Consider the following 12367-nt stretch of genomic DNA (forward strand, 5'->3'; position numbering starts at 1 on the left):
CCGACCGCTCCACCCAGGGGTTGAGCGGTCGGGGCCGGGTTCCCCCCTTGGGTGCAGCCCGGTTTTCGTACCCCAGGGCGACGCACGGGAAGGGGCCGATTCCTTAACTTGGCTTTACGGGGAATTCCCGGCCACATAGGGGGACTTGGCATGAAAACGGCAGTGGACATTCCGGGACAGGGATCCGGGAGCGCGGGCGCGGGTGGGCGTACGGCCGTCGTCGCGCGGGCGCGGCAGGTGGTCAAGGCGTACGGGGCGGGGGAGACCCGTGTCGTCGCGCTCGACCACGTCGACGTCGACATGGCGCGCGGTGAGTACACCGCGATCATGGGCCCTTCCGGGTCCGGCAAGTCGACGCTGATGCACTGCCTGGCCGGGCTGGACTCGGTGTCGTCTGGGCAGGTCTTCCTCGACGACACCGAGATCTCCGGCCTCAAGGACAAGCAGCTCACCCAGCTCCGCCGGGACCGGGTCGGCTTCATCTTCCAGGCGTTCAACCTGCTGCCGACGCTCAACGCGATCGAGAACATCACGCTGCCGATGGACATAGCGGGCCGCAGGCCGGACGCGGCATGGCTCCAGCGGGTCGTGGAGACCGTCGGGCTCGCGGACCGGCTGAAGCACCGGCCGGCCGAGCTGTCCGGGGGGCAGCAGCAGCGGGTCGCGGTGGCAAGGGCGTTGGCGGCCCGCCCCGAGATCATCTTCGGTGACGAGCCGACCGGGAATCTCGACTCCCGCTCCGGCGCGGAGGTCCTGGACTTCCTGCGCCGCTCGGTCGACGAGCTGGGGCAGACGATCGTGATGGTCACGCACGACCCGGTGGCCGCCTCGTACGCGGACCGGGTGATCTTCCTGGCCGACGGCCGGATCGTCGACGAGATGCGCCACCCGACTGCCGACCTGGTCCTGGACCGGATGAAGGCTTTTGACGGGCGGGGGCGTACGTCATGACCGTCTGGAAGACCTCGATGCGCAACTTCCTCGCGCACAAGGGCCGCATGGCGCTCTCCGCCGTCGCCGTCCTCCTGTCGGTCGGGTTCGTCTGCGGCACCCTCGTCTTCACCGACACCATGAACACCACCTTCGACAAGCTCTTCGCCACCACCTCGGCCGACGTCACCGTCACGCCGAAGACCGACAAGAACGACCACTCCGCGCAGAACGCGGGCCGTCCCGCCGTCCTGCCCGGTTCCGCCGTGCGTACGGTCGCGGGCGCGGACGGCGTGAAGTCCGCCGAGGGCACGGTCAGCAGCATGTCGGTCACCGTCGTCAACGCCGACAACAAGGACATGGGCGCCACCACCGGAGCCCCGACCATCGCGAGCAACTGGTCGGCCGGCGACACCCGTTCCATGGACATCACCTCCGGGCACGAGCCGCGCGGCCCGACCGACGTCATGATCGACGCCGACACCGCCGACAAGCACGGGCTGAAGCTCGGCGACGCCCTGCGCACGATCGCCGTCACCGGCGACTTCACCGCGCGGATCAGCGGAATAGCGACGTTCAGGACCACCAACCCCGGTGCCACGATCGTCTTCTTCGACAGTGCGACCGCACAGCGGAAACTGCTCGGCGGCCCGGACCGGTTCACCGGAATCAACGTCCAGGCCGAGCCCGGGGTGACCGACGAGCAGCTGAAGACCAAGGTCGCCGCAGCGCTCGGATCCGGCGCGCCGGGCGCCGCCCCGTACAAACTCCAGACCAAGCAGGAGGCCGGCGAGGAGAGCAAGAACGACCTCGCCTCGTTCCTGGACGTGATGAAGTACGCGATGCTCGGCTTCGCCGGGGTCGCCCTCCTCGTCGGCATCTTCCTGATCATCAACACCTTCTCGATGCTGGTCGCCCAGCGCACCCGGGAGATCGGCCTGATGCGGGCGCTCGGCTCCAGCCGCAGGCAGATCAACCGGTCGGTGCTGCTGGAAGCGCTGCTGCTCGGTGTCGTCGGATCGCTGCTGGGCGTCGCGGCGGGTGTGGGGCTCGCCGTCGGGCTGATGAAGGTGATGGGCGCGGTCGGCATGAAGCTGGCCACGAGCGACCTGACCTTCAGGTGGCCCACCCCGGTCATCGGCCTGGTCCTGGGCGTCGTCGTCACTGTCGTCGCCGCGTACCTGCCGGCCCGCCGGGCGGGCAAGGTGTCCCCGATGGCCGCCCTGCGCGACGCAGGCACCCCCGCCGACGCGAAGTCCGGGCGGATACGGGCGGGCATCGGCCTGGCCCTCACCGTGCTCGGTGGGGCGGGGCTGTACGCGGCCGCGCGGTCGGCGAAGGCGAGCGAGGGCTCCCTCTTCCTCGGCCTCGGTGTCGTCCTCACCCTCGTCGGGTTCGTGGTCGTAGGACCGCTGCTGGTCTCGGTGATCGTGAAGGGGCTCAGCGCCGTGGTGCTGCGGGTCTTCGGCCCGGTCGGCCGGATGGCCGAGCGCAATGCGCTGCGCAACCCGCGCCGTACGGGGGCGACCGGCTCGGCCCTGATGATCGGGCTCGCCCTGGTGGCCTGTCTGTCGGTCGGCGCGTCGTCGATGGTCGCCTCGGCGACGCAGGAGCTCGACAAGTCGGTGGGTGCGGACTTCACCGTTCGGTCGAGCAATCAGCAGCCCGTTCTGCCGCAGGCCCAGCAGGCCCTCGCCAAGGCCGAAGGCATCGTTCGCCTCACCCACTACAAGCTGGTCGCCGCCGAGGTGACCGCCCCGGACGGCACCTCGGAGCGCAAGTCGCTCTCCGCCACCGACCCCTCCTACCTGCAGGACCTGCGCCGCGAGACGGTGTCGGGCGACCTCTCCGCCGCCTACGCGCCGGGGGCGATGTCGGTCGGCGAGGACTACGCGAAGCAGCGCGCTCTCAAGGTCGGCGACGCGCTGAAGGTCACCTTCCCCGGCGGGAAGAGGGCCCGGCTGAAGATCGCCGCGATCACCTCCGACGACGTCAACGTCGACAAGGGGGCGCTCTACCTGAACATCACCACCGCCGCCGCGTACACCCCCGCCGACCGGATGCCGCAGGACATGGCGGTCTTCGCGAAGGCGGCGGACGGGCAGGCGGACGCGGCGTACGCCTCGCTGAAGGCGGCCGTCGCGAAGTACCCGCAGTACCGCGTCCTGAACTCCACCGACTACAAGAAGGACCTCAAGGCACAGATCGACCAGCTGCTCAACATCGTCTACGGGCTCCTCGGCCTGGCGATCATCGTGGCGGTCCTGGGCGTCGTCAACACCCTCGCCCTCTCCGTCGTCGAACGGACCAGGGAGATCGGCCTGATGCGGGCCATCGGGCTCTCCCGCCGTCAGCTGCGCCGGATGATCCGCCTGGAGTCGGTCGTCATCGCCCTCTTCGGAGCGCTGCTGGGCCTGGGGCTCGGGCTCGCCTGGGGCATGTCCGCCCAGAAGCTCCTCGCCCTGGAAGGGATATCCGTCCTGGAGATCCCCTGGCCGACGATCCTGACGGTCTTCCTGGCCTCGGCCCTGGTCGGCCTCCTGGCCGCCCTGGTCCCGGCCTTCCGGGCAGGCCGCATGAACATCCTCACCGCCATTGCCACGGACTGAGCGACTGGACGGGGTGCGTTCTCTGCGGGTACGTCGTGGCTGATCGCGCAGTTCCCCGCGCCCCTAAAAGCCTGCCCCTTACCCCGCCAGCCCCCTTGGGCAGCGGGGCCGCCCCCCGGGGGCGGGACGGGTGGGCAAGGGGGCGGCCCCCACGCGGAGCGCACCCCCTCCGCGGCCGCGCCCCTCGCTGCCGCCCCGGGGTTCGGCAAGCGGCCCGGCAGGCAAGCAAGCCGAACGGGGCCCGGCCCGCAGCGAGGGGGCCGCCCTGTGCCCACCCGTCCCGCCCCTTCAGAGCGGCATCAGCGCCCGCAGGTCGGGTGGACGGCCAGCAGGGTGGCGTGGTGCGTCGTAGGCTGGGAGCCCCCGGCCCGTGCGACGTGTCGGGCGGCTCGCGTTGTCCGCCGGACCTGCCGGCGGGTGCCCCTGCGCGGCCGACCAAAGTGTTCTCAGCGTTCGGATGGATGCCTTTCATGAGCCTGCACGGCCTGCTGGATGCAGTGGTACGAGACTCGGCGCTCGCCGAAGCGGTGAAGGCCGCCGTCGACGGCAACCGTATGCATGTCGACCTCGTCGGACCCTCCGCCGCCCGCCCCTTCGCGCTCGCAGCTCTCGCCCGTGACGCCGGACGGCCCGTGCTGGCCGTCACCGCGACCGGGCGGGAGGCGGAGGAGCTGGCCGCCACCCTGCGGACCCTGCTTCCCGAGGACACCGTGGCGGAGTTCCCCGCCTGGGAGACGCTGCCGCACGAGCGGCTCTCGCCCCGTTCGGACACCGTCGGCCGCCGTCTCGCCGTACTGCGCAGGCTGGCCCATCCCCGTGACGACGATCCGGCGGCCGGCCCGGTGAGCGTGGTCGTCGCACCCGTACGTTCCGTGCTTCAGCCGCAGGTCAAGGGCCTCGGTGACCTCGTTCCCGTGTCGATCAGGTCCGGGCAGAGCGCCGACCTCGGCGAGCTCACCGCCGCTCTCGCCGCAGCCGCGTACTCCCGGGTCGAACTGGTCGAGAAGCGTGGGGAGTTCGCGGTCAGGGGAGGCATCCTGGATGTCTTCCCGCCGACCGAGGAGCACCCGCTGCGCGTCGAGTTCTGGGGCGACGACGTCGAGGAGATCCGGTACTTCAAGGTCGCCGACCAGCGTTCGCTGGAGGTCGCCGAGCACGGTGTGTGGGCCCCGCCCTGCCGTGAGCTGCTGCTCACCGACGAGGTGCGGGAGAAGGCGGCCGCGCTCGCGGAGGCCCACCCCGAGCTGGGCGAGCTGCTGCACAAGATCGCCGAGGGCATCGCCGTGGAGGGCATGGAGTCCCTCGCCCCGGTCCTGGTGGACGACATGGAGCTGCTGCTCGACGTGCTGCCGGAAGGGTCGATGGCCGTCGTCTGCGACCCGGAGAGAGTGCGTACCCGGGCCGCCGACCTCGTCGCGACGTCGCAGGAATTCCTCCAGGCCTCCTGGGCCGCCACCGCCGGCGGCGGAGTGGCCCCCATCGATGTCGGCGCCGCCTCGCTCTGGGGCATCGCCGACGTCCGCGACCACGCCCGCGAGCTCGGCATGATGTGGTGGTCGGTCTCCCCGTTCGCCGCCGACGACGTCGACCACGAGGACGACACGCTCCAACTGGGCATGCACGCACCGGAGTTGTACCGGGGCGACACCGCCAGGGCCCTCGCCGACACCAAGGGCTGGCTGGCCGACGGCTGGCGCACCGTGTTCGTCACCGAGGGCCACGGCACCGCCGCCCGTACCGTCGAGGTCCTCTCCGGCGAGGGCATCGCCGCCCGCCTCGACGCCGACCTCACCACCCTCTCCCCGAACGTCGTGCACGTCGCCTGCGGCGGCCTCGCCAACGGCTTCGTCGACCCGGTCCTCCAGCTCGCCGTCCTCACCGAGACCGACCTGACCGGCCAGCGCACCGCCACCAAGGAACTCGGCCGGATGCCGGCCCGCCGCCGCAAGTCCGTCGACCCGCTCACCCTCCAGGTCGGCGACTTCATCGTGCACGAGCAGCACGGCGTGGGCCGCTACATCGAAATGGTGCAGCGCACCGTGCAGGGCGCCACCCGCGAGTACCTGCTCGTCGAGTACGCACCCGCCAAGCGCGGCCAGCCGGGCGACCGCCTCTACATCCCCACCGACCAGCTGGAGCAGGTCACCAAGTACGTCGGCGGCGAGGCCCCCACCCTGCACCGCCTCGGCGGCGCCGACTGGACCAAGACCAAGGCGCGCGCCAAGAAGGCGGTGAAGGAGATCGCGGCCGATCTCATCAAGCTCTACTCCGCCCGCATGGCGGCCCCCGGTCACACCTTCTCCCCCGACACCCCCTGGCAGCGCGAGCTGGAGGACGCCTTCCCGTACGTGGAGACGCCCGACCAGCTGTCCACCATCGCCGAGGTGAAGGAGGACATGGAGAAGTCCGTCCCCATGGACCGGCTGATCTGCGGCGACGTCGGCTACGGCAAGACGGAGATCGCGGTACGGGCCGCCTTCAAGGCGGTCCAGGACGGCAAGCAGGTCGCGGTCCTGGTCCCCACGACGCTCCTCGTCCAGCAGCACTTCGGTACGTTCACCGAGCGCTACGCCCAATTCCCGGTCAATGTGCGCGCGTTGAGCCGCTTCCAGACGGAGACCGAGTCCAAGGCCACCCTCGAGGGCCTCAAGGACGGCTCCGTCGACCTGGTCATCGGCACCCACCGGCTCTTCTCGCAGGAGACGAAGTTCAAGGACCTGGGCCTGGTCATCGTCGACGAGGAGCAGCGGTTCGGCGTCGAGCACAAGGAGCAGCTGAAGAAGCTCCGCGCCAACGTCGACGTCCTCACGATGTCGGCCACGCCCATCCCCCGTACGCTCGAAATGGCGGTCACCGGCATCCGCGAGATGTCCACGATCACCACCCCGCCGGAGGAGCGGCACCCGGTGCTGACCTTCGTCGGCCCGTACGAGCAGAAGCAGATCGGCGCCGCGATCCGCCGCGAACTGCTGCGCGAGGGCCAGGTCTTCTACATCCACAACCGTGTCGAGTCCATCGACCGGGCGGCCGCCAAGCTCCGCGAGATCGTCCCCGAGGCGCGCATCGCCACGGCCCACGGCCAGATGTCGGAGACTGCGCTGGAGCAGGTCGTCGTCGACTTCTGGGAGAAGAAGTTCGACGTCCTCGTCTCGACGACGATCGTCGAGTCCGGCATCGACATCTCCAACGCCAACACCCTGATCGTCGAGCGCGGCGACAACTTCGGCCTCTCCCAGCTCCACCAGCTGCGCGGCCGCGTCGGCCGTGGCCGCGACCGCGGTTACGCGTACTTCCTCTACCCGCCGGAGAAGCCGCTCACCGAGACCGCGCACGAGAGGCTCGCGACCATCGCCCAGCACACCGAGATGGGTGCGGGCATGTACGTGGCGATGAAGGACCTCGAAATCCGCGGCGCGGGCAACATGCTCGGCGGCGAGCAGTCGGGACACATCGCGGGCGTCGGCTTCGACCTCTACATCCGCATGGTCGGCGAGGCGGTCGCCGACTACCGGGCCGCCGTCGAAGGCGGCGAGGAGCAGCCGGAAGCCCCCCTGGAAGTCAAGATCGAACTCCCGGTGGACGCCCACGTTCCGCACGACTACGCCCCCGGCGAGCGCCTGCGCCTGCAGGCATACCGCTCGATCGCCTCCGCGAACACGGAGGCCGACATCACCGCCGTGCGCGAAGAGCTCACCGACCGCTACGGCAAGCTCCCGGAGCCCGTCGAGAACCTCCTCCTGGTCGCAGGGCTGCGCATGCTCGCCCGCGCCTGCGGAGTCGGCGAGATCGTCCTCCAGGGCCCGAACATCCGCTTTGCCCCGGTGGAGCTCCGCGAGTCCCAGGAGCTCCGCCTCAAGCGGCTCTACCCGCGTACGGTCATCAAGGCGACGGCCCACCAGATCCTGGTGCCGCGCCCGAGCTCGGGCACGATCGGCGGCAAGCCGGTCGTGGGCCGCGAACTGCTGGCGTGGACGGGTGAATTCCTGACGACGATTCTGGGCGGCTGAAGGGTCCTGACGGTGATCCTGGGCGGCTGACGGTTCCTGACGACGATCCCGGGCGGCTGACAGAGCGCCGGACAACACACCGCCCGCGATGCCGAGTCGATCGGCTTCGCGGGCGGGGGCTTAAGGAGTCCCGTTCGGTGTCGGGCGGCGCCTGCACCGGCTCAGGGTGCGGGGTCGCCCTTCTGGTTGCCGCCCCTTGCGAGGGCGTCTGTTTTCTTCCGCTGAGCCTGGTCCTTGAACCTGTCGAAGATCCCCACGGGCGGGCTCCTTCCGCAGAAGAGAACGGGACATTCCAGACGCTACGCCCGGGGTCGGGATTGTGCGCGCCGGGGGAGCCGCCCGGCGCTGCGCCCCGGCGCGACCTGTGGACTGGGCCACATTCCGCTGGTATGTCGCGGGTCGGGCGGTTCGTTCGGGGCACCCATCCCTAAGGTGAGGCGTTTGCCGTGTCGAACTCTCCTTGGGGTGGCCCGTCTTGATATCTCGTACGACCAAGAAGACCTGGAAGGCCGTGTCGGCGGCGGGACTCGGGGCGGTGCTGCTGCTCGGGAGCGCGGGGTGCGGCGGCGGACCGTCGGACAAGGGCGCGAGCGGCGGGCAGGGCGGGCCCGCCGGAAAGCCGGGCTCCGCACTGGCCGCCGTGGGTGAACTGACCGTCAAGGGGCGGGCGCCGAAGACCGGTTACGAGCGGAAGGCGTTCGGGCGGGCCTGGGCCGACACCGACGCCAACGGGTGCGGCACCCGCGACGACATCCTCAAGCGGGACCTGAAGGAAGTGAAGTTCACCGACGCGAAGAGCTGCAAGGTCGGCGCCGGGGTGCTGGTGAACGATCCGTACACGGGTGGCCGGGTCGAATACAGGCGCGGGGCCAGCAAGGTCGACATCGACCATCTGGTGGCGCTCTCCGACGCCTGGCAGAAGGGTGCCCAGCAGTGGACGCCCGGCAAGCGGCTCGCGTTCGCCAACGACCCGCTGAACCTGCTCGCCGCAGAGGCCTCCGCGAACCGGCGCAAGGGTGACGGCGACACCGCGACCTGGCTGCCGCCGAACAAGGCGTACCGGTGCGCGTACGTCGCCTCACAGGTGGCGGTGAAGAAGAAGTACGGCGTGTGGGTCACGGCGGGGGAGCGCGACGCGATGAAGACGGTGCTGAACGGGTGCCCGGAGCAGCGGCTGCCCGGCGGGGGGAATCCGACGGAGGCGAAGGCGGGGCGGTAGGACCCGCCCGGGTACGGGGAAACCCGGTCGGGGCGGCGGTATGGGGGATCCCGGCGGGGCGGCGGTGCGGGGAGTCCCGGGTAGGGCGGCGGTGCGGGGGGATCCCGGCGGGGCGGCGGTGCGGGGGATCCCGGGTAAGGCCGTGCTACGGGAAACTCAGGCCTGGCCGCAGCGTGGGGAAACCCCGGTAGGGCCGCCCCCTCCTGCGGCCCTACCAGGGTGGTCGTGGCGTGGTCGTCCAGTGCCGACGGCCTCAGAGCTTGAGGTCCCACACGCCGGACTTGCGCGTGAAGTCCGGCGTCACCTCGACCGTGAGGTTCTTCGCGTCGGCCGGGACGTCGAAGGCGTACTTCACGGTGACCTTCTTGCCCGGCATGACGGTGCCGCTGAAGCCAAGACCGACCTTGTCGTCGATGATCTGCTCGGCCTCCGTGCCGTCCTGGCCGGCGCGGGCCGTGGCGGTCACGAGTGCGGCGTCGAATTTCTCGGTGCCCGCGTTGTTGATGACGACGGTCACCAGGCGTGCCTTGTTGCCCTTGGTGTGTCCGGCCGCGTACTCGCCGGGCGTGTACTTGGCCGGCGCGGAGACGGTGACGGTCAGCTTGTCTTCGTACTCGGCCGCCTCGCCCGCGGCGAGCGCCTTGGCCCCGTCCTTGGTCCCGTCCTTGGCCCCTTCCTTGTCCGCCGCCTTGTCGCTCCCGGCCGCGGCCGCCCCCTTGCCCGCATCCTTCTTCACGGGCTCCTGACCGGACAGCGCCTTGTCGACCTCTTTGATGCCGTCGTCGACCGCCTTGAAGAGCAGGACCGCGCCCACCACCGACAGCACCAGCGAGGCCAGGCCGAGGACCGCGCCCGTCAGTGCCACGCCCTTGTTGGTGGCCTCGCCGCGCTTGACCCGGCCCGCGCCGGTCAGGCCCAGGACCAGGGCGATCAGGCCGAGGATCCCGGCGAGCCAGAAGAGCAGCGGGACCAGCCCGGACAGCGAACCGATGATGCCGAGGATCAGGGCGGCGGTGCCCAGCCCGTTGCGGGCGGTGCGGGGAGCGCCGTGGCCACCGCCCTGCGGCGGGTACTGCTGCGACGGGGCCTGGGGGTACGACGGCTGGTTCGAGTACTGAGACACGGGAGTCCTTCGGTCGAAGCCACATGGGGACGGGTGGTGATGAGTCAATGACAGCAGAAGCTGTGAACCGAGTCAACACGATTCACAGGGTTATGTTGGTTCACGCTGTGAAGGGGGTGCGTGATGGCACCCGTCGGTATGCTCGGGTCACAGTTCATGTGCGTACGAGGGGAGCAGCAGCCGGTGCCGGACAACGCGACAGAGGTGACCGCCGCCGGAATCGCCCGGCTGGCCGGGGTCGGCAGGGCCGCCGTCAGCAACTGGCGGCGCCGCCACCCCGACTTCCCCAAGCCCGTCGGCGGCACCGAGACCAGCCCCTCCTTCGCGCTGGCCAAGGTCGAGGACTGGCTGCGGGCCCAGGGCAAGCTCGCCGAGGTCCCGCTGCGGGAGCGGGTCTGGCAGCAGGTGGCGGGCCACCCCGCCGGGGCCGTCACCGCGCTCGTGCACACCGGCTGCGGGCTGCTTCTCGTACGGGACAGGCCCACCGCCTGGCTCCAACTGGCCGCCGTCTCCGACGCGAAGTGCGCGCAACTGCTGCCGGCTGCGGTCGATCAGGTGCTGCGCAGCCGCCTCGGTGGCGGGCCGGAGGAGTCAGGCGGCCGCCTCGGGGGCGGGTCGGAGGAGTCCCCCGGCGGCGCCGTGGTCACCGGCGCCGTAGCCACCGAGGGGGCCCGCAGCGGCCCCGTCGCCACCCCCACCGCGGACGAACTCGCCCCCTCTGTACCGCTGCTGCGGGCCGCCGCCGAGCTGGCCGCCGAATCCGGTGCCCGGCAGGCGTACGAGTTCCTGCTCGGCCGGCACCTCGACGCCAATCCGCGTCAGTACACGCTGACCCCGCCGGGTCCGGCCGCCCTGATGGCCGCCCTCGCCGGGCGCCCCCGTACCGTCCTCGACCCCGCCTGCGGCACCGCCTCTCTGTTGTGCGCGCTGAACGCCGCCCCCGGCGGGGAGCGCCCCACCGCCCTGTACGCCCAGGACGCCGACCCCGACCTCGCCGCCCTCGCCGCCCTGCGCCTCGCCCTGAGCACCGACGCCGCCACCACGCAGGTGCGCGCCGCGGCCGCCGACAGTCTGCGCGCCGACGCCTTCCCGCAGCTCACCGCCGACGCCGTGGTCAGCCACCCGCCGTTCAACGAACGCAACTGGGGCCACGACGAGCTGGCCTACGACCCCCGCTGGGAGTACGGCTTCCCCGCCCGCACCGAGTCGGAGCTCGCCTGGGTCCAGCACGCCCTGGCCCGGCTGCGGGACGGCGGCACCGCCGTGCTGCTGATGCCGCCCGCCGCCGCGTCCCGCCGCTCGGGCCGCCGCATCCGCGCCGACCTGCTGCGCAGGGGCGCCCTGCGAGCCGTCGTCGCCCTGCCCGCCGGGGCCGCCCCGCCGTACGGAGTGCCGTTGCACCTGTGGGTGCTGCGCAGGCCCGCGGTGAGCGCCCGTCCCGCCCCCGAGCTGCTCGTCGTCGACACCGCCGACCTCTCCGCCGCCGGGCGGGACAAGCTCGACTGGGCCGCCCTGCACGCCGCCGTCCTCGACACCTGGCAGGCCTTCGACCGGGACGGCACCGTCGAGGTACGGCCGGGGGTGAGCCGGTCCGTGCCCGTCATCGAGCTGCTCGACGACGACGTCGACCTCGCCCCCGCCCGGCACCTCCCGCCCCCGGCCGCCGGTGGCGGGGCGGCCGAGCTGGCCTCCGTACGGGAGCGGCTGGCCGACACCCTGCGGCTGACCGCCGAGCTCAACCCGGAGCCGACCCGGGCGGCCGAGGCCGCGGGCTCCACGCGCTGGCCGCACACCACGGTCGGCGAACTCGCCCGCGCGGGCGCACTGTTGCTCCGTACGGGAGGCAGCGGCAGCGGCCCGGACGGCGCGTCCGTGCTCACCGAGACGGATGTACTCGCCGGAAGCGGACCATCCGGCTCCGTGACGGGCGGTACGGGCAGTGCTATCAGCGCGGGCGGCCCGAGCGGAGGAAGCGGTGCGGACGGGGACGCCGTACTCACCGCCCCCGGTGACGTCGTCGTGCCGCTCCTCGGCGGCGGCGCCGTCGCCCGCGTCATCGACGAGTCGAACGCCGGGGCCGTCCTCGGGCGCAACCTGCACCTCCTGCGGCCCGATCCGGCAGCAGTCGACCCGTGGTTCCTCGCCGGGTTCCTGCGCGGCACCGCCAACAACCGGCAGGCCAGCAGTTACGCGTCCACCGCCGCCCGTCTCGACGTGCGCCGCCTCCAGCTGCCCCGGCTGCCGCTCGCCGACCAGCAGCGCTACGGCGAACGCTTCCGTGCCCTCGCTGCCTTCGAGGACGCCCTGCGGGTGGCGGGCCGGCTCGGCGAGCAGCTCGTACAGGGGCTGTACGACGGGCTGGCCGACGGGACACTGCCACCGGAATAGTCGTCAGATCCGTACAACCCTGGGGCCGTTGTCGGAGTCGCTGTATACGCTCGTCGTACGTCCCCCAGCACGTCCCGCTCCGTGCTGCCGT

Annotated in this window: 6 protein-coding genes; 5 read left to right on the forward strand and 1 reads right to left on the reverse strand. The window is 71.6% G+C overall.

Annotated elements, in window-relative coordinates; genetic code table 11:
* Positions 1–150: 150 nt before the first annotated feature.
* The 4 genes from AB0D18_RS16545 to AB0D18_RS16560 all read left to right on the forward strand — a co-directional run bounded on the left by AB0D18_RS16545 (position 151) and on the right by AB0D18_RS16560 (position 8765).
* Positions 151–951 (forward strand): ABC transporter ATP-binding protein, encoded by an 801-nt coding sequence (locus AB0D18_RS16545; protein WP_362417951.1) that lies wholly within the window; start codon positions 151–153, stop codon positions 949–951.
* On the forward strand, positions 948–3539 hold the full coding sequence (locus tag AB0D18_RS16550) for an FtsX-like permease family protein (protein WP_362417953.1): 2592 nt from the start codon (positions 948–950) through the stop codon (positions 3537–3539). Before AB0D18_RS16545 ends, AB0D18_RS16550 begins: the two co-directional genes overlap by 4 nt.
* A 470-nt stretch (positions 3540–4009) precedes the next feature.
* Entirely contained in the window at positions 4010–7546 is a 3537-nt protein-coding gene (gene mfd / locus AB0D18_RS16555) for a transcription-repair coupling factor (RefSeq protein WP_362417956.1), read from the forward strand.
* A gap of 535 nt (positions 7547–8081) precedes the next feature.
* Positions 8082–8765 carry an HNH endonuclease family protein gene (locus AB0D18_RS16560; protein WP_362418244.1) on the forward strand — a complete coding sequence of 228 codons (684 nt, stop codon included), beginning with the start codon at positions 8082–8084 and terminating at the stop codon, positions 8763–8765.
* Between the two features lie 253 nt (positions 8766–9018).
* Here the strand turns inward: AB0D18_RS16560 and AB0D18_RS16565 are convergent, their stop codons facing one another.
* Positions 9019–9888, reverse strand: a complete 870-nt coding sequence (locus AB0D18_RS16565) for a DUF4190 domain-containing protein (protein ID WP_362417959.1) — start codon at positions 9886–9888, stop codon at positions 9019–9021.
* 183 nt (positions 9889–10071) lie between these two features.
* On the opposite strand from AB0D18_RS16565, the gene AB0D18_RS16570 reads away from it, so the two are divergent.
* Entirely contained in the window at positions 10072–12276 is a 2205-nt protein-coding gene (locus AB0D18_RS16570; RefSeq protein WP_362418246.1) for an N-6 DNA methylase, read from the forward strand.
* The last annotated feature ends 91 nt before the right edge of the window (positions 12277–12367 follow it).

It is taken from the genome of Streptomyces sp. NPDC048442 (assembly GCF_040651475.1).
Lineage (GTDB): Bacteria > Actinomycetota > Actinomycetes > Streptomycetales > Streptomycetaceae > Streptomyces.

Coding starts and splice junctions, on each gene's coding strand:
- AB0D18_RS16545 (WP_362417951.1), top strand. CDS start 151: ATGAAAACGGCAGTGGACATTCCGGGACAGGGATCCGGGAGCGCGGGC.
- AB0D18_RS16550 (WP_362417953.1), top strand. CDS start 948: ATGACCGTCTGGAAGACCTCGATGCGCAACTTCCTCGCGCACAAGGGC.
- mfd (WP_362417956.1), top strand. CDS start 4,010: ATGAGCCTGCACGGCCTGCTGGATGCAGTGGTACGAGACTCGGCGCTC.